Below are 16,524 nucleotides of genomic sequence, written 5' to 3' on the forward strand. Positions count from 1 at the left end.
TGACGGGGCGTGTGGCTCAAGTTCGTCACGCGCATCTCTATTGCCCCAACCGTTCGATCAGGGCCGGTGCGTGCACCTGGTCGGCCTTGTAGTTGCCGGTCAGCGTGTACATCACGATGTTGGCGCCGGCGCGGTAGGCGAATTCGCGCTGGCGGGGGTCGCCGCTGGTCACCGGCAGCATGTACTGGCCGTCGGGGCGCACGGCCCAGGCGCCGGCAAGATCGTTCGAGGTGATGATGATCGGCGAGACGCCGTCGCCGCCGCGCGCCGGGCGCTGCGCGCTGTCCTCGTCCTCGTCGCGCGGCAGGGTCTCGACCCAGGTCTGGCCGGTGTTGAAGCGGCCGGGGAAGTCGCGCAGCAGGTAGAAGGTCTTGGTCAGCACGTGCTCGCGCGGCACCGGCTCGAGCTCGGGCACGTCGAGCGAGGACAGGATTTCGCGCAAGGCCCGCATGCCCGGCGTCTGCGAGGCGCCGTTGTCGCCCGGCGGCGCCTCATAGGCGTCGCGGGTGTCGAACAGCACGGTGCCGCCCTGCTTCATGTAGGCGTCGATCTTGTTGATGGCGTCCTGCGGCGGCTTGGGCGCGCCGGGCACGATCGGCCAGTAGATCAGCGGGAAGAAGGCGAGCTCGTCGCGCGCCGGATCGATGCCGACGGGATCGCCGGCCTCCAGCGCCGTGCGCTGCGCCAGGAACAGCGTCAGTCCGGTGAGGCCGGCCTTGACGATGGAATCGACGTCGGCATTGCCGGTGACGACATAGGCGAGGCGGGTCTGCGACACCGCCTTCATCGCGAACTCGTCGGACGCGCTGTCGGCGCGCGACGGCGTGGGCGACAATGCGACGGCGCCCGCAAGGACGAGTCCGAGGACGATCATCGCCGGCGCGGCGCGGCGGCGCAGCAGCGCGGCAAGGCCGCCGCCGAGCAGTGCGACGATGATGGCATCGATCAGGAACAGCCCGAGCGCGGTGGACAGCAGCCAGCCGCGCAGGTCGCGCGGCTCGGCATTGGTGTAGGTGGCGTGCCGGGCGCGCAGGCTCGCGGTGTTCAGGGCGGCGATGCGGTCGGCGCTGGCAAGCGTGTTCACGGCGAGCGGTCCTTCTGCGGGACCATAGAAGCCCGGCGGATGATCGGGTGTGGCGCGGTCGCGATAGTCCGCAGGCAGCGGCTTTGCCGTCGCCGGCGGCGGGCCGAAGGCTCCAAACCCATCGAGGATGTGCAGCGGCGCCACCGTTTCAGTGGTCGCCTCGCTGGCAACGCCGGGGCCGGGCTTGGTGGTGTAGCCGGACATGTCGACGACCCGCCGCAGCATCTCGACGAAGATGCCCGACATCGGCAGATCCGACCAGCGCATGTCGGCGCTGACATGGAACAGGCTGACGATGCCCTTGCCGCGATGCTCGCCGGTGACGAGCGGCGTGCCGTCTTCCAGCGAGGCCCAGCTTTTGGTGGCGAGCACGGCGTCGGGCTCGGCCAGCACCTGGCGGCTCACGGTGACGTCCTTGGGGACCACGACGCCGGCGAACGGGCCGTCGGCGGCGAACGAGGCGAGATGTTGCGGCTTCTCCCAGGTCAGGCTGCCGCCGAGCGTGCGGCCGCCCTTGCGCAGCTTGACCGGCACGAGATCGTCTTCGGCCTGCGCGAGACGGGGACCTGCGAACCGCACCAGCACGCCGCCCTGGTCGATCCAGGCATTGAGACGCTCGCGGATTTCAGGGGCGATGGTGCCGACATCGGCCAGGATGATCATCGGCAGCTTCTGGTCCAGGAACTGCGTGATACCCTGCTGCGGCGAGCCCTTGTCGGCGAGCCGCACGTCGGCGAACGGCGCCAGCGCGCGGGTGAGATAGAAGGTCGGCGCCAGTAGCGGCTGCGCGGTCTCGCTGGTCGCGCCCGAGACGATGCCGATGGCGCGGCGTCGCCAGCGCTTGTCGAGCAGCTGCACTGCACCGGCCGAACGCTCGCCCGAGATCTCGAGCCGGGTGATGTCGTTGCGCAGCTCGACCGGCAGGTCGAACGCGGCGTCGGTTTCCTTGTCCTGCGGGCCGAACGAGAAGCGCGCTTCGCCGATCGGCGAGGCCTTCTGGTCCAGCGCGCGCACGGTGCCGACCGCAATGCCGCTGTCTGTGCGCAGCACCTTCACCGTCATCTTCGCGGCGGCGTTCTCGGCCGCCACCAGCGCCAGCGGCGAGGAGGTGCCGCCTTCGAAGATGGTCAGGTTGCGATCGCCGATGGTCTTGCCGAGGCCAGCCACGAACTCCTCGCCGCGGCCGGTGTCGACGCCGTCGGACAGCCAGGCGATCTCGCAATCGCCGGTCGCTTTCAGGAAACGATCGACGGCGGCGAGCGTGTCGACGCGGTCGATCGAGTAGGGCTTTGGCGCGAGCTGGCGCAGCGCGACGCGCGCGGCACCCGCCGGCATCAGGGTGATGTCGCGGTTCGGCTCGGACAGCGGCACCAGCGCGATGGCGCGGCGGTCGTTGTCGGCATTGGCGATCAGCTCGTCGGCGGCCCTGATCCTGACGTCCCAGTTCGACGCCGCGCTCCAGCCGTCGTCGAGCATGATCATCAGCGGCGCCTTGCTGCCGGCGGCGCCGACCTGCGGACTCCAGATCGGCCCGGCGGCGGCGAAAATGACGAGGGCCGCAGCCAAGAGGCGCAGCGCCGTCAGCCACCACGGCGTCTGCGACGGGGTCTCCTCGCGCGGTGCGATGTCGAACAGCAGGCGCGTCGGCGGAAACTCGATCCGGCGCGGCCGCGGCGGCATCACGCGCAACAGCCACCACAGCACCGGCAGGCTGACGAGGCCGATCAGAAGCAGCGGTTCGGTGAAGGCGAGCGGCAATCCCATCATGCGGCCGGCCCCACCCTGATGGTCGTGGTGCGCGCGCCAGATTTACTCACCTGCATACCGGCGTGCAGATACAGCAGCAGCTCGGCGGCGGAGCGGTCGGTCGCATGGGTCGTGAACAGCCAGTCGAGCCTCGAGGTCTCGGCGCGGATCTGGTCGCGATGCAGCGCAAGGCGCGCGGTGTAGTCCTGCGCCCAGCTCTCGGCGCGGCCGGCGGTGATCGCGCCAAAGCCCTCGGGCTCGACGAACTCGATGCGGCCGGAATATGGGAACGATTCCTCGGCGGGATCGACGACCTGCACCATCGTGCCATGCGCGCCAGAGCCGGAGAGCCCTGCGAGCGTCGCACCGATCTCGGATATCGGCGACCAGAAATCCGACAGCACGATGATCTCGGCGAGCGCGGACGGAACGAAGGAGGGCGGCAGGCTGAGGCGGTCGGCATCGTCATGCAGCATCGCCTGCGCCATCTTGTCGATGACACTGCGGCTCGCGGTCGGCGCCATCAGCCCGGGAATGCCGACGCGTTCGCCGCCGGAGACCAGCAGTTCGGCCAGCGCGAAGGCGACGATCAGCGTGCGCTCGAGCTTCGACTCGCGCGCCGCCTTCGAGGCGAAGGCCATCGAGGGCGAGCGGTCGGGCCAGATCCAGACCGTGTGCGATGCCTCCCATTCGAGCTCGCGGACATAGAGATGGTCGTCGCGCGCCGAGCGGCGCCAATCGACGTTCTGCGCCGGCTCGCCGGAGACGAAGCGGCGGTATTGCCAGAAATTCTCGCCGGAGCCGGCGCGGCGCCGGCCGTGCAGGCCGTGGATGACGTTGGCGGCAACGCGGCGGGCTTCGAGGACAAGGCGCGGCAGCGAAGCGGCGAGCGTACGGCTTTCGCCATCGGCACGTCGGATCGCGATGATCTCCTTCGCTGTGTGCCCGGTCTCTGCGGCCATCAACCGATCCGTGTCTTCAATTGCCGGATCACGTCCGGAATCGTGCGGCCTTCGGCGCGCGCCTGGAACGTCAGTGCCATGCGGTGCTTCAGGATGGGTTCGGCGAGGTCGAGCACGTCGTCGATCGAGGGCGCGAGGCGTCCGTCGATCAGCGCGCGGGCGCGTACGGCGAGCATCAGCGATTGGCTGGCGCGCGGACCGGGGCCCCAGGCGATGAACTTGCCGCCTTCGCCGCTCTCCTCGCCCGGACGGGCCGAGCGCACCAGCGACAGGATCGCCTCCACCACGGAATCGCCGACCGGCAGGCGGCGGACCAGCCGCTGCGCGGTGATCAGCGCATCCGCGCTCATCGAGCCCTTCGCCAGCGTCTCCTCGGCGCCCGTGGTCTCGAACAGGATGCGGCGCTCGGCCTCGCGGTCGGGATAGTCGACGTCGATCTCCATCAGGAAACGGTCGAGCTGCGCTTCCGGCAGCGGATAGGTGCCTTCCTGCTCCAGCGGGTTTTGCGTCGCGAGCACGTGGAAGGGCTTTGGCAGATCGTGACGCGCGCCGGCGACCGTGATGTGCTGCTCCTGCATCGCCTGCAACAGCGCCGACTGCGTGCGCGGGCTGGCGCGGTTGATCTCGTCGGCCATCAGGAGCTGCGCGAACACGGGACCGGCAATGAAGCGGAAGGCGCGCCTGCCGGCGGTGCTCTCGTCCAGCACCTCGGCGCCGAGAATGTCCGACGGCATCAGGTCGGGCGTGAACTGGATGCGCTTGGCATCGAGACCGAGCGTGACGCCGAGCGTCTCGACCAGCTTGGTCTTGGCAAGGCCGGGCACGCCGATCAGCAGCGCATGGCCGCCGGAGAGGATCGTGACCAGCGTGTTCTCGATGACGCGGTCCTGGCCGAAGATGACGGAGCCGATTGCCTCCTTCGCCGCGCGAATCTGGGCCGACACCTGCTCGGCCGAACGGACGATCCCGTCCTCGAGTTTCTCGACACTCTCCGCCATTTCGCTCGCTCCTTCAGCCTGCCATGCGGCTTGCTTGCGCCGTCACGTTTCTGCGTCGTCACGCCAGCACATGGGCCCTATGCTAGACTTGCAGGAAGGCCATGTATTCGTTGAATTAACCTATCCCCACCTTATCGGCTTAAGGGTATGTAGGGCATCACGAAGTGGCGACCTCCACACCGGACTTTTGCGGGATGGAACCGAGCACCAATCGTCAACGTAGACCTGCACCAATCGTGCCAGATGACAAAGTCAGGGCAAACCATGGCGAACCAAGGGCAGAGCGCCGATCGCGGTCTCGAAGGGCTGACTGCCGCCGCTAAAAGTGCTGCCAGTGCCGAAGGCGCCAAAAAGGGCCTGCCTCCGGTGCATCTGTGGAATCCGCCGTTTTGCGGCGATCTCGATATTCGAATCGCCACCGATGGTACTTGGTTCTACATGGGGACGCCAATCGGCCGTCACGCCCTCGTCCGCCTGTTCTCGACCATTCTGAAGCGCGAGGGCGACAAGCACTTCCTCGTGACGCCGGTGGAGAAGGTCGGCATCCGCGTCGACGACGCGCCGTTCATGGCGGTCGAGATGCAGAAAGACGGCGAGGACAACCATCGCGTGCTGAGCTTCCGCACCAATGTCGACGACTGGGTGACATGCGATGCCGCGCACCGGCTGCGCTTCGAGCAGGCGGCGGATGGTGGGCTGACGCCTTACCTGCATGTCCGCGCCGATCTCTGGGCCAAGGTGACCCGTGCGCTCTACTACGATCTGGTTGACATGGGCGAGGAGCGGATGGTCGATGGCCAGCCGATGTTCGGCGTCGAGTCGGCCGGCGAATTCTTCGCCATGGCCGACGCGGAGCAGGTGAGGGCCGCGCTTTGAACAAGCCTATCCCCAATAGCGAGCCTGAGCGCGAACCCGTCGCGCTGGGAGCTGCGGATTTCTTCGCCCGCTCGCGCGCGCGGCTCGGCTTCGACGTGCCGCCCGGCCTCTACGATCCCAACATCGTCCCGGCCTCGGGCGATCCCGGCACCGACAAGATGCTGGAGATCATCGCGCGCGAGCAGCCGGTGCGCCCGGCGGCGGTGCTGATCGCCGTGGTCGACCATCCCGAGCCCACCATCCTCCTGACGCAGCGCTCGGCCCATCTCAACGATCACGCCGGCCAGATCGCCTTTCCCGGCGGCAAGATCGACGCGACCGACTCCTCCCCGCTCGATGCCGCGCTGCGCGAGGCTGAGGAGGAGGTCGGCCTGTCCAGGGATTTCGTCGAGCCGCTCGGCTATCTCGATCTCTACGGCACCGGCTTCGGCTTCCGCATCCTGCCGACGGTCGCAAGGGTCAGGCCGGGCTTTGCGCTCACCATCAACCATTCCGAGGTTGATGATGCGTTCGAGGTGCCGCTATCCTTCCTGATGAATCCGGTGAACCACCAGCTGCACAGCAAGGAATTCCGCGGCATGGAGCGCTTCTATTACGCGATGCCGTTCGCGGAGCGCTACATCTGGGGTGCAACGGCCGGAATGCTGCGTGTGCTGTATGAGCGGATCTACTCGTCATGATCCGGGCGGTCCTGACCGAGATCGGAATTTTCCTCATCCCTTTTGCCGTCTATGCGTTGTTCCTGGCCGCCACCCGTTCCGGCCTGTTCGTGCAAACGTCCTGGCCGGTCACGATCGTCGCCCGCCTCGTCCTGGTCGCGCTCGCGCTGGTGATCGCGGGCCTGATTGGCCTTGCGCATTACTCCGGCGCCGGGCCGGATTCGACCTACGTTCCCGCCCATATCGAGAACGGCAAGTTCGTGCCGGGCATGGAAAGATAGGATCTGGACGATGAGCGCGGAGCCGATCCTTGCGCCGATTCTTGCCGATGCGCCCTGGCTGACCGCCGGCGGGACCGCGCGCGTCCTGCAATTGCTCGGCACTGATGGCGAGGAGGCGCGGGTGGTCGGCGGCGCCGTGCGCAACGCGCTGCTCGGCCTCGTGCCCGGCGACATCGACATCGCGACCACGGCATTGCCGGAGGAGGTGATCCGCCGCGCCAAGGCCGCCGGCATCAAGAGCGTGCCGACCGGCATCGACCACGGCACCATCACGCTCGTCATCGACGGGCACCCTTACGAAGTGACGACGCTGCGCGAGGACACCGAGACCTTCGGCCGCAAGGCTAGGGTCGCGTTCGGCCGCGACTGGGTGAAGGACGCCGAGCGGCGCGACTTCACCATGAACGGCCTGTCGGTCGACGCAAGGGGCGTCGTCTACGACTATGTCGGCGGCATCGCGGATGCGAAAGCGCGCCGCGTGCGCTTCATCGGCGATGCCGACCAGCGCATCGCCGAGGATTATCTGCGCATCCTGCGCTTCTTCCGCATCCACGCCGCCTTCGGTGCCGGTGAGCCCGACCGTGACGGCTATCTCGCCTGCATCCGCGGACGCGCGGGCCTTGCCAGCCTGTCGGCCGAGCGCGTGCGCATGGAGATGCTGAAGCTGCTGGTGGCAGCTCGCGCCTCCGCGGCGGTACTGGCCATGGCCGATGGCGGATTGCTGCAAACGCTGATCGGCGGCGTCGGCTATACCGGGCCGCTGGAGACGATGATCGCGATCGAGCGCGAGCTTGGCCTCACCCCCAGCAGCACGCGGCGCCTCGCCGCGCTGACGGTCGCCGTGACGGAGGACGCCAAGCGCGTCACCGCGCGCCTGCGGCTCTCCAATGCCGAGGCCAAGGCGCTGGACTCGATGGGCCATCGCTGGTGGCGCTTCGCCGCCAAGGACGAGGCCAATGCGCGGCGGCTGCTCTACCGGCTCGGTCCCGAGCGCTATCACGATCGCGTGTTGCTCGGCTGGGCGCGCGCCGCCGGTGAGGTGCATTCGCCGCGCTGGCGCGCGCTCGCCGAGCTGCCGCAGCGCTGGACTGCGCCGAAATTCCCGCTTCGCGCAGCCGACTTCATCGCGCGCGGCCTCGCGGAAGGACCTGCGCTCGGACATGTGTTGACGCTTGCGGAAGACGCCTGGCTTGCGGCGGATTTTCCCCTGGAGGAAGCCGCGCTCGCTTCCATCGCCGATCAAGCCGCGGCACGCGTCAGCCGCGACGAGAAAAATTGACCATCGTTTCAGGCTTCGCCGACATCTCGATCCTTCAGCTTCTGCTGGTCGCGTTGATGGCGTTGTTGAAACCGGCGCAGTGGTGCCCGACTGTAACGCCAATCATGTATCGCTGTGGTTCGTTCCCATTCGATATTGCGTCGGTGAGCGGCCGAAGTGATCGCGGAAGCGGCGATTGAAGTAAGTCACTTCATTGAAGCCGCAGGCAAAGGCGATGTCGCTCACTTTCGTGTCGTCGTAGCGAACGTCCGTCAGCATTGCCCGCGCCTTCTGCAAGCGCAATTCAAGGACGCGCTCGGAGAATGTGGCGCCGCTTTCGAGCAGCAAATCGCTCACATAGCGGCGCGACAGATTAAGAGCATCCGCGATGGTCGTGATCGACAGAGACGGCTCGGCGAAGCGCTTCTCAATGATTGCAATCAGTTCGCGCTGCCGCGCGGCGCGCAAGCCGCGTTCCGCCGCGATCTCCGCGATTTCGCCGCGCGCGCCGAGCGCCAACACGATCAAATCTTGGAGCATGGTCTTGGCGCGCCGCGTCAACTCCGGGTCTTCGTGGACTTCATCGGCTTCAAGGAGAAAATTGATGGTGCGCTCGAGATGCCGTACCGCCGGATTGGCCGGGTCGAGCAACATTGCCGCGCGATGATCGGCATGCGGAACAAGTTTCAGAAGTTGCGCACGAGGTATGGATGCCAAATTCCACGCCGTGAGGCCGTTCGTAAAGCTAGAGACCGGTTGGGCGATGTTGAAGGCGACGACGCTTCCCGGTTTCAGCTCAAGCTCCTGGTTTCCCACCGTCCATAATTGCGGTTGGGGGCTGCGATAAAAGCCGACAAGAATATCGTCGCGATCATTGGCCACGTCCTTGCGCGTGCGCACGTAGTGTCCCGTCGTCGTGGCAAACCGGCCGACGCTCAATTCGCCAAGAAGGACATTCTTCGACGCGGTATAGAACGGCTTGTCCTCCGCGTGCTTCATGTCGGCCTTGCCGAGTTGTTCCATCCATATGTCGTGCCACAGGCGGAATCGGGCCTTGTCATTCAAGTGGGATGGAAGCTGGTCCGATGAAAATTCTACCTTTGGCATATCCGTCCATAATCCTCGCGCGCCGGTTCCATTGGTATCATGAGGCCGCGTGAAAGGCATCCATCCGCCTGTCCACCGATGTGATGCAAAAGCGGACCGCCGTGCATCCCAGGTCAAGTTCAGTGCCGGATAGGTCAAGACTTCGGCCGCCGACCGTTGCGCCGAAATCACATTCGCCAGCGATCCTTGCGCTGTACCGTTTCGATCAAGCCCAGCACCTTCGCGGACAAGACGACCCAAGCGCGGCTCGGTAGTCTTTCCGAACGACGGACCTTTTGGGAATTTCTAAACATGAGAAGATTGATCGCGGCCGCTGTTGTCGCTTCAGGCATGATGCTGTCGTCGGCATCCGCTGCCGACCTGCCGGTGAAGGCACAGCCGGTCCCGGTCTATGACTGGACCGGATTTTACGCCGGTGTGAACGTTGGCTACGGCTGGGGCGATCGCGACCTGAGTTTTGCCCCGAACGATGACGCGACCCGTCTCTTGTCTGTTTTTGACGGCATCCCGCCACCAGCGTCGTTCAAGACGTCGGGTGCGCTCGGCGGATTGCAGTTCGGCTACAACCGACAGCTCGGCACGGGCTGGCTTGTCGGCCTTGAGGCCGACTTCAACTGGTCCGGCATCAAAGGCTCAGGCATTAGTTCAGGTGTCATGCCCCCGGTGCCCATTCCAGGTCCGTACTCGGCCCCCTTAGACGAGCGGATCGACTGGTTCGGCACGGTGCGGGCCCGCCTCGGCTACCTGCCGACCAGCACGCTGTTGACCTATGTCACCGGTGGTCTGGCCTATGGTCAGGTCACGCGCAGCGGAAGTTACATCAACGATAGTACCGTTCGTTTCACATTCACTGGGCCCGACAACAGCGGCTTCACATGCGCGAGCGGCACCACCTGCTTCTCCGGCGTGTCGCGCGACGCAACTGCGGGATGGACAGTGGGCGGTGGATTTGAATACGCGCTCGGAGAGCGCATGACCCTCAAGGCCGAATATCTATATGTAAGCCTTGCTGGGAAGAAAATCACCGAAACGGCTCTGGCGGTCTTCTTTCCCGGCGATACGCCGGCCTCGATTAGCGCCAATGTCGGCCGCGCCACCTTCAACACCGCGCGCGTCGGTCTTAACTATCGCTTCTAGAGCCTGTTCGGTTCTGATTGAAGGAGTGATCGCAGGCGCAGATCGCCTGCGATCATCAACCGCTCAACATGTGTTGACATTGGCCGAGGACGCTTGGCTTGCGGCGGATTTTCCCCTAGAGCAGGCCGCGCTCGCTTCCATCGCCGATCAAGCTGCGGCACGCGTCAGCCGCGACGGGAAAACGTGACCATCGTTTCAGGCTTCGCCGACATCTCGATTTTTCAGCTCCTGCTGGTCGCGTTGATGGCGTTGTTTGCTTCGATCATCGGTGGTCTCGCCGGCTACGGCACCGGGGCGCTGATGCCGCTGGTGCTGGTGCCGCTGGTCGGCGCCGAGCCGGTGGTGCCGATCATCGCGATCTCCGCGATGCTGACCAATGCGAGCCGCGCGCTTGCCTATCTCCGCTATGCCGACCGCCGCCGTGCGCTGATCGTGCTCGCCTGCGCGGCGCTGACGACCGCGCTCGGCGCCTACGGCTACACGCGCCTCACCAATGCCGGCGCCGCGCTGGTGATCGGCAGCATGCTGATCCTGAGCGTGCCGCTGCGCCGCGTCCTGCGACGGCGCCAGGTCAGGATCGGCGACACCGGCCTTGCCGCCGGCTCGGTGGGCTACGGCGTGCTGGTCGGCGGCACGTCGGGTTCGGGCGTGATCCTGCTCTCGCTCTTGATGGCCGCCGGCCTCGAGGGCGCCGCCGTGATCGCCACCGACGCGTTGATCTCGCTCGGCACCGGCCTCATCAAGATCTCCGTGTTCGGCCTCGCCGGCGCGGTGAATGCGCAGGTGCTCGCCTTCGCGCTCCTGATCGGCGGCATCGCGATCCCCGGCGCCTTCCTGGCAAAGGCCTTCGTCGAGCGGATGCCGGTGCACATCCACACCGCGATCCTCGACGTCGCTGTCATCACCGGCGGGCTGGTGATGATCTCGGCGGCGGCGAAGCAGCTGATCGCCTAGAGGCCTTCGGCCCGGATCACCATGAGACTGCGACGGCAGTTCGCTATCGCAGCTTGCCGAGCCACAGCGAGGTGAGCGTCGCGCGATTGCTCACGCCGAACTTGCCGTAGATCGACTTGACGTGGAAGTGCGTGGTGTTCGGGCTCTGGTCGAGCTTCTGCGCGATCTGCTTTTCCGTATGCCCGTCGAGCAGGGCCAGCAACACCTTGCGTTCGGCGGGCGTCAGGGACGCGTTGGCGATGAGCAGGCCGTGGCTGAGCAGCTGTTGCCGCTGAAACCATCTCAACCCGCGCATCGTGAAGCCGAGAAGCTGGGCGTCCTGCGCCGTGAAGCGGGGGGCCTGCGTATCGCGAAAAACGAACAGGCGGACCCTCACGTCGTCATTGAGCGCAATGCGCACGGAAATGCTGTCGGCGAAGCCGACGTCCAGATAGTGCCGCCGATAATGCTCGCCCTCGAACCATGCCGGCGGCAGCGCTTCGAACAGCAGGCGGACGCGGAACGGCTCGTCTCCCGCCATGGAGAGGATCTGGGACAGGTCGACATTGTCGGACCAGAGCTTGTCGTATTGCTTCTGCACGGACGCTGCGACGGCCGGTATCGGGTCCAGCACCCGGACGAGGCGTGGACGCCAGCCGAGCAAGGGATCGGCCCGCTTCGGCGAAGGCAACCGCACCAGCACGCCCCACAGCGCATTGCGTGCCGACAACATCGTGCACAGCGCGGACAACAGGTGCGTCAGCGCTGCGTCGCCGTCGCCGACCGAGAAGTCCGCGAGTTGATCCCAGAGTGCGTAGATTTCTTGATTGCGCGGATTGGTGGGATCCGTGGAGACGTGCATGTCATTCTCAAAGCATGTGCGGGTCGTGGACCCGTGCGAACATTCATAAGCGACGGCAGGCCACCTTTCTAGGTAGTTCTCAGATGTATCGCGTGGCGCCATAGTCAGCCTGGGTGCTGGGAGGATGGGTCCTCTCACCGTAGCGATATTGAGAAAGATCAACGATGCGCACAGCAATGGGCGCGCGCCGGCTCGCTATGCCCGGCGGCGTGAATAGGCGATGGTATCCCGGCTTTTTCATCACGCTGCCATGCGCCGCTTTGATTTTGCTCGCGGCCTTTGCGCTGCTGCAGCCGACCGAGGTGTCGATCCGACCCACCGGTCCGATGCCGGGCGTCAACGTTCCCTGATCGGATCGTTCTTCGGCCGTTTCGCTCGCTTTGAAATTTGATCTTCATTGGACATTTCATGATCAAGAGCGCCGCCGATCAGGCATTCCTGCTCATCGCGATTTCAGGCTTTCTTGGAGCGTGCTTCGTCTGGGCCTTTTGGGAGATCGAAGCGGCTCGCAGTCACCGACGGCAGACACGCGAGCTCGTGCGAGACGCGCGTCGTTCGATGGTAGGCCGGTAGTCCGCTGGAAGCCGCCATGCGCGCACTCGTCACGGCCATCATCGCAAACGCCTTCATACGGGCGTTTCCCGCGTCGTCGCTGCGGGCCGATCTCCTCAAGCAGATCGCGCTGCTGTGCGGAGCCATCCTGTTCGTGTGGCTGTTGTCGCTGACATCAGGATTGGATCTCAGCGCCGGGTTCTTCTAGCCGACAGGGATATCCGCATCGCGCGCGCCAGGGACGGCGCGATCGCGGCGGGCAGCTCGTTCCTCGCCGAAGAGGCGCGACGGGCGATAAGGATAAGGATGTCGCATTTCGGTAACAGCTAGCTTCGGTAAAGCATCAGCACGGCCGCCTCGCCTTGGACAGCGGGCAATATGGGAGTAGCTTTGTTTCGGGAACCCTGCCGCGGAGTTGGGGGGCGATGAAAGCCTTGCAGGCCGCCTGCATCGTGGGTGTCGTTGCATTCACGGGGACGCTTCATGAGGCCGGCGGAAGCACGCCAGGGGCGCGCGTGCCCGGTGCAACGTGGTCCGTGAGGGCCGGGACGTCCGTTGGGCCTTCGTCCTCCGCCGCAATATCGGAGATACCTGCCGGACTTGAATCCTCGCCTGGCGCGGCGTCCGGGGAGGCTTCTGGTCTGTCATTGATGGCCCAAGCCAAGATGGATGACGATTCCATCGTGGCGAAATCGGAAGCGTTGGACCACCGCGATACCGCGCAGCCGGCGCCGTCAATGCCCTATGCATTTGATGATGCGTCCAGCCCCGCACCGGCGAGCCAGAATTTCCAGTATCTGATCTATTACGTGTGGTCCGAAACTCCGCCTGCCGAAAAGCCGGCGGAAATCGTCTTGAGATCCCTCAAGGACACCCTGGTCGGAACGCCGATTGAGGAGATCAAGCGCGCATCCGATGCGTTCGGTCTCGATTTCAATTTCATGAAAGCGGTCGCGAAGGTCGAGTCCGGGTTCGATCCCAAGCAGCGCACCGGGTCGTATATCGGCCTGTTCCAGCTGAGTGAATATGAGTTCAACAAGTTCGGCTCGGGGCAGATTCGCAGTCCCCGCGACAATGCCGTAGCGGCAGCCTACAAGGTCATTACCGAAGGCGTGCTGTTCGAGTGGGTGACGCACCAGAAGCCGACCTTGAGCGATCTATACCTGATCCATCAACAGGGCTGGGAAGGCGCCGCCGAGCACATCAGCCAACCTGATCGCATCGCCTGGAAATCAATGTGTGCCACCGGCGAGGGCAAGGAAAAAGGCGAGAAATGGTGCAAACGCGCGATCTGGCGGAACACGCTTCCGGCCGTCAAGCAGGCGTGGAAATCGGTCGACAAGCTGACATCCGGAGCATTCGTCGGCATGTGGCGCGCGCGGATTGCTGAACTCTATTCGAAATATATGGCCACGGCCGCCGCCGAGCGGGTGAACCAGCAACCTCCGTCGAGTGCGCAACAAAGCGGTCTAGCCGATCCTCCGTCGGCGCGGGGCGGGGTCAATTGAGCGGCAGACAAGCTGGTCGTACTCGTGTGACCTCAAACGGATGCGTTTGAGCGTGCAGAAGTTGCCAATTCCGGGAGAACTCGCGTATGCACTAGGTGTGGGATCGCAGTGTGAGCAATTCAAATGACGATGGAGCTGAGAGGCGCGAGAGGCGAGGGATTTGCGACGATTGCCGCTGACGGTCGCGTGTTGGATTCCTGGTTTCTTCAGCTGAGCCTGGTCAAGGAGGCCGGCAAGGCGGCAACGGTGCGGCTGACGACGGACGAGATCATTGGATCGTTGGGTGAGCCGGCTGACGGATATGCGCGACACGACGACATTCGCAATGTCGACATCGTTCCAATCCGCACAGAGATTGACTCTCTCGCGTCTGCGCCGACTGATGTGCACGACGCCTATCTTCGACTCCATCTCCTGAGCCACCGGCTCGTCCAGCCCAATTGCCAGAACCTTGAAGGCATTTTCGGTCTGTTACCCAACGTTGCCTGGACGACCCTCGGTCCCTGCGAATGCTCCCGTGTACCGGAAGCGCAAATGGTCGCGCGAAAGCGTGCCCTCGCGTTCGAGGTGACGGGCGTGGACAAGTTTCCGCGCATGACAGACTATGTGACGCCTGCGGACGTGAGAATTGCAGATGCGGATCGCGTAAGGCTCGGAGCCTATTTGGCGCCGGGCACGACCGTCATGCATGAAGGCTTTTGCAATTTTAACGCAGGCACGCTCGGTCCCTGCATGGTCGAAGGGCGGATCAGCGCCGGCGTGGTCGTGGGACGTGGCAGCGACGTTGGTGGCGGGGCCTCGATCATGGGCACGCTGTCAGGAGGAGGCAAAGAGAGGATTACGGTTGGCGAGCGCTGCCTGATCGGAGCCAACGCCGGTATCGGCATATCACTGGGTGACGATTGTGTCGTCGAGGCGGGCTGTTACGTCACGGCGGGCGCGCGCATCCTTTTGGAAGATGGCCGGGTGCTGAAAGCCAAGGACCTTTCAGGGCAAAAGGGTCTTCTTTTTCGCCGCAACTCGCAGAGCGGCGCTCTTGAGGCAACCAGACGCACATCCAATTGGGACGGCCTCAACTCGCAGCTTCACGGCTAAGCAGCGCCGGCGTCGGTCGGTGCCTGCTGAATTTGAAGCGGCGGGCCGATTAAGTGCGCCGTCACGCTGTGTCACACCGCCGCTTGCGACCCAACTCGGAGATCGTTTACCGGGAGTTTGAACGCTTGCACGACACAACAAGGAACTGAAGCGGGACCAGCCTGTTGGTTCGATCAGCCAAGCGGAGTCTCGCAATGCGGATCATTCTGATAACGGCGGTTGGCTGGGCGTTGTCGTGCGGATTTGCGACAGCACAGACCGATCCCAAGGACATGACAACTGGACGCTCGGCACCTGAAGAAAAAGGTCAATTGCAACCACAAGGTTGGACCGGACCGCTCGACACGAAGTCGGGTGGCGCGCCGCCGGAAAGCCCGCAAGGTCAAAGCCCACCGGGAATGCAGGCAGCGCCGGACGGATCAACCAAAGTGGTGACCGAGCCACGGAAGTAAGTCTGACTTGGTTTGTCGTTGGGAGGTCGGCTTCGCCCGGGATGAGCCGACCCGTAACGTCTGCCTGTGGCCCGAGACTGCCTGGCTCGGTGCTCGTCCAAGTGCGGCTGCCGAGTGTCGAGCAGAAGTGGCCGGCAAGGATCCGCGCCGGTTGCTGATGTCTTGCAGTCGTTGATCTATCGCAATGGTCCCCTCGCGCCGGGACGGACGGTCGGGCTCCAGGGAGCTTGCGATGAATACGGATTACATGGCGGAAGCCGCCCGGCATCGGCACGTAGCCGAGGAGTACCGAACGATGGCGTTATGCACCTCGGATGAGGGACTGCGTAAGGTCTACCTCAGGCTTGCAGACGATTACGATTCGCTCGCCACGAACGAAGACAGGGTTGCCTGCAATCGCAGGCTCGCAAACTAGGACGCGTACTCATAAACGTCGGCTTACCAACGCAAAGCGGAAATCTCCCACCTTGAGCGTGATCGGCGGCTTGTGACCCATGCCGGACTTGCTGCAGCTACGAACAAGTCCCGCAAGGCGAGCGGCGTCTTTTTGAACTGCTGGAAACTTCTATGCGGCCCTTCGAGAGGTCATCAAGGATCACGCATTCGGGTCCCGGGCCGCCCGCACATGATGTATCGCAGCTCGCGACAAAGGCTGCGATACTGCGCTCCAGTGCCTTGAGTTCTGCCAGCTTCGCCCGCACCGTGATCAAGTGCTCCTGTGCAAGGTCGCGGGCATGAACGCAGGACTGTGTGGGGTCCTGCATCAACTCCACCAGCGAGCGCACCTGCTCGATCGAGAAGCCAAACTCGCGGCAACGGCGGATGAAGGACAGCCGTTTCACGTCGGCATCGCCGTAGACGCGCTGACCACCGGCCTGACGGTCCGCCGACCGCAACAATCCAATTTCCTCGTAATAGCGGATCGTCGGCGCGTTGGTGCCGGTCCGTTTCGCCAGCATGCCGATCTTTAGACCGTCCATCGCATTGATTTCCCTGTGAATCTTTTTTCTTGAA

17 protein-coding genes are annotated in these 16,524 nt (G+C 64.6%); 10 read left to right on the top strand and 7 right to left on the bottom strand.

Annotation, left to right across the window (positions count from 1 at the left end; genetic code table 11):
• Window positions 1-37: 37 nt before the first annotated feature.
• The 3 genes from QA649_RS10615 to QA649_RS10625 are packed head-to-tail and all read right to left on the bottom strand — an operon-like array spanning window position 38 to window position 4,790.
• Window positions 38-2,851 (bottom strand): DUF4159 domain-containing protein, encoded by a 2,814-nt coding sequence (locus QA649_RS10615; RefSeq protein WP_283024125.1) that lies wholly within the window; start codon window positions 2,849-2,851, stop codon window positions 38-40.
• Window positions 2,848-3,792 carry a DUF58 domain-containing protein gene (locus QA649_RS10620; protein WP_283024126.1) on the bottom strand — a complete coding sequence of 315 codons (945 nt, stop codon included), beginning with the start codon at window positions 3,790-3,792 and terminating at the stop codon, window positions 2,848-2,850. Before QA649_RS10620 ends, QA649_RS10615 begins: the two co-directional genes overlap by 4 nt.
• Window positions 3,792-4,790, bottom strand: a complete 999-nt coding sequence (locus QA649_RS10625; RefSeq protein ID WP_283024127.1) for a MoxR family ATPase — start codon at window positions 4,788-4,790, stop codon at window positions 3,792-3,794. Before QA649_RS10625 ends, QA649_RS10620 begins: the two co-directional genes overlap by 1 nt.
• Before the next feature lie 264 nt (window positions 4,791-5,054).
• Here QA649_RS10625 and QA649_RS10630 point away from each other — a divergent pair, with 264 nt between their 5' ends.
• Genes QA649_RS10630 through QA649_RS10645 form a run of 4 tightly spaced genes read left to right on the top strand, consistent with a single transcriptional unit; the run spans window position 5,055 to window position 7,885 of the window.
• On the top strand, window positions 5,055-5,666 hold the full coding sequence (locus tag QA649_RS10630; RefSeq protein WP_283024128.1) for a DUF1285 domain-containing protein: 612 nt from the start codon (window positions 5,055-5,057) through the stop codon (window positions 5,664-5,666).
• A complete protein-coding gene (locus QA649_RS10635) occupies window positions 5,663-6,346 on the top strand; it encodes a CoA pyrophosphatase (RefSeq protein WP_283024129.1) in 684 nt (227 codons plus the stop codon). The genes QA649_RS10630 and QA649_RS10635 overlap by 4 nt, the downstream gene beginning before the upstream one ends.
• Complete coding sequence (locus QA649_RS10640; protein WP_283024130.1) at window positions 6,343-6,606, top strand: DUF6111 family protein; 264 nt, start codon at window positions 6,343-6,345, stop codon at window positions 6,604-6,606. Before QA649_RS10635 ends, QA649_RS10640 begins: the two co-directional genes overlap by 4 nt.
• Before the next feature lie 10 nt (window positions 6,607-6,616).
• Window positions 6,617-7,885: a CCA tRNA nucleotidyltransferase gene (locus QA649_RS10645; RefSeq protein WP_283024131.1), complete on the top strand. Its 1,269-nt coding sequence runs from the start codon at window positions 6,617-6,619 to the stop codon at window positions 7,883-7,885.
• A 102-nt stretch (window positions 7,886-7,987) separates the two neighbouring features.
• Here QA649_RS10645 and QA649_RS10650 read toward each other — a convergent pair whose 3' ends face one another.
• Window positions 7,988-8,887, bottom strand: coding sequence for an AraC family transcriptional regulator (locus QA649_RS10650; protein ID WP_283024132.1), 900 nt, complete (start codon window positions 8,885-8,887; stop codon window positions 7,988-7,990).
• A 375-nt stretch (window positions 8,888-9,262) separates the two neighbouring features.
• Between QA649_RS10650 and QA649_RS10655 the strand changes: the two genes are divergently transcribed.
• Together QA649_RS10655 and QA649_RS10660 are read left to right on the top strand one after the other, a co-directional pair.
• On the top strand, window positions 9,263-10,108 hold the full coding sequence (locus QA649_RS10655) for an outer membrane beta-barrel protein (RefSeq protein ID WP_283024133.1): 846 nt from the start codon (window positions 9,263-9,265) through the stop codon (window positions 10,106-10,108).
• Between the two features lie 183 nt (window positions 10,109-10,291).
• A complete protein-coding gene (locus QA649_RS10660; RefSeq protein WP_283024134.1) occupies window positions 10,292-11,062 on the top strand; it encodes a sulfite exporter TauE/SafE family protein in 771 nt (256 codons plus the stop codon).
• A 43-nt stretch (window positions 11,063-11,105) separates the two neighbouring features.
• Here the strand turns inward: QA649_RS10660 and QA649_RS10665 are convergent, their stop codons facing one another.
• Together QA649_RS10665 and QA649_RS10670 are read right to left on the bottom strand one after the other, a co-directional pair.
• Complete coding sequence (locus tag QA649_RS10665) at window positions 11,106-11,903, bottom strand: helix-turn-helix transcriptional regulator (RefSeq protein WP_283024135.1); 798 nt, start codon at window positions 11,901-11,903, stop codon at window positions 11,106-11,108.
• A 79-nt stretch (window positions 11,904-11,982) separates the two neighbouring features.
• Window positions 11,983-12,243: a hypothetical protein gene (locus QA649_RS10670; protein WP_283024136.1), complete on the bottom strand. Its 261-nt coding sequence runs from the start codon at window positions 12,241-12,243 to the stop codon at window positions 11,983-11,985.
• A 249-nt stretch (window positions 12,244-12,492) separates the two neighbouring features.
• Between QA649_RS10670 and QA649_RS10675 the strand changes: the two genes are divergently transcribed.
• The 4 genes from QA649_RS10675 to QA649_RS10690 all read left to right on the top strand — a co-directional run bounded on the left by QA649_RS10675 (window position 12,493) and on the right by QA649_RS10690 (window position 15,510).
• A complete protein-coding gene (locus tag QA649_RS10675; RefSeq protein ID WP_232994025.1) occupies window positions 12,493-12,663 on the top strand; it encodes a response regulator in 171 nt (56 codons plus the stop codon).
• A 442-nt stretch (window positions 12,664-13,105) separates the two neighbouring features.
• Window positions 13,106-13,963, top strand: coding sequence for a transglycosylase (locus QA649_RS10680; RefSeq protein ID WP_283024137.1), 858 nt, complete (start codon window positions 13,106-13,108; stop codon window positions 13,961-13,963).
• Between the two features lie 123 nt (window positions 13,964-14,086).
• Window positions 14,087-15,058: a 2,3,4,5-tetrahydropyridine-2,6-dicarboxylate N-succinyltransferase gene (dapD, locus tag QA649_RS10685; RefSeq protein WP_283024138.1), complete on the top strand. Its 972-nt coding sequence runs from the start codon at window positions 14,087-14,089 to the stop codon at window positions 15,056-15,058.
• Window positions 15,059-15,252: 194 nt separating this feature from the next.
• Window positions 15,253-15,510: a hypothetical protein gene (locus QA649_RS10690; RefSeq protein WP_145832006.1), complete on the top strand. Its 258-nt coding sequence runs from the start codon at window positions 15,253-15,255 to the stop codon at window positions 15,508-15,510.
• A 512-nt stretch (window positions 15,511-16,022) separates the two neighbouring features.
• Here the strand turns inward: QA649_RS10690 and QA649_RS10695 are convergent.
• The gene (locus tag QA649_RS10695) at window positions 16,023-16,490 is read right to left on the bottom strand and encodes a helix-turn-helix domain-containing protein (RefSeq protein ID WP_283024139.1); all 468 of its coding nucleotides are present in this window, start codon (window positions 16,488-16,490) and stop codon (window positions 16,023-16,025) included.
• Window positions 16,491-16,524 lie beyond the last annotated feature (34 nt).

The sequence above is a fragment of the Bradyrhizobium sp. CB1717 genome, from assembly GCF_029714325.1.
GTDB lineage: Bacteria > Pseudomonadota > Alphaproteobacteria > Rhizobiales > Xanthobacteraceae > Bradyrhizobium.

What these genes read in the sequence shown, in the direction of transcription:
- QA649_RS10615 (WP_283024125.1), bottom strand. Translation starts at nt 2,851, where the DNA reads ATGATGGGATTGCCGCTCGCCTTCACCGAACCGCTGCTTCTGATCGGC.
- QA649_RS10695 (WP_283024139.1), bottom strand. Translation starts at nt 16,490, where the DNA reads ATGGACGGTCTAAAGATCGGCATGCTGGCGAAACGGACCGGCACCAAC.
- QA649_RS10665 (WP_283024135.1), bottom strand. Translation starts at nt 11,903, where the DNA reads ATGCACGTCTCCACGGATCCCACCAATCCGCGCAATCAAGAAATCTAC.
- QA649_RS10680 (WP_283024137.1), top strand. Translation starts at nt 13,106, where the DNA reads ATGGCCCAAGCCAAGATGGATGACGATTCCATCGTGGCGAAATCGGAA.
- QA649_RS10625 (WP_283024127.1), bottom strand. Translation starts at nt 4,790, where the DNA reads ATGGCGGAGAGTGTCGAGAAACTCGAGGACGGGATCGTCCGTTCGGCC.
- QA649_RS10640 (WP_283024130.1), top strand. Translation starts at nt 6,343, where the DNA reads ATGATCCGGGCGGTCCTGACCGAGATCGGAATTTTCCTCATCCCTTTT.
- QA649_RS10650 (WP_283024132.1), bottom strand. Translation starts at nt 8,887, where the DNA reads ATGGAACAACTCGGCAAGGCCGACATGAAGCACGCGGAGGACAAGCCG.
- QA649_RS10655 (WP_283024133.1), top strand. Translation starts at nt 9,263, where the DNA reads ATGAGAAGATTGATCGCGGCCGCTGTTGTCGCTTCAGGCATGATGCTG.
- QA649_RS10675 (WP_232994025.1), top strand. Translation starts at nt 12,493, where the DNA reads ATGCGCGCACTCGTCACGGCCATCATCGCAAACGCCTTCATACGGGCG.
- QA649_RS10690 (WP_145832006.1), top strand. Translation starts at nt 15,253, where the DNA reads ATGCGGATCATTCTGATAACGGCGGTTGGCTGGGCGTTGTCGTGCGGA.
- dapD (WP_283024138.1), top strand. Translation starts at nt 14,087, where the DNA reads ATGACGATGGAGCTGAGAGGCGCGAGAGGCGAGGGATTTGCGACGATT.
- QA649_RS10620 (WP_283024126.1), bottom strand. Translation starts at nt 3,792, where the DNA reads ATGGCCGCAGAGACCGGGCACACAGCGAAGGAGATCATCGCGATCCGA.
- QA649_RS10645 (WP_283024131.1), top strand. Translation starts at nt 6,617, where the DNA reads ATGAGCGCGGAGCCGATCCTTGCGCCGATTCTTGCCGATGCGCCCTGG.
- QA649_RS10630 (WP_283024128.1), top strand. Translation starts at nt 5,055, where the DNA reads ATGGCGAACCAAGGGCAGAGCGCCGATCGCGGTCTCGAAGGGCTGACT.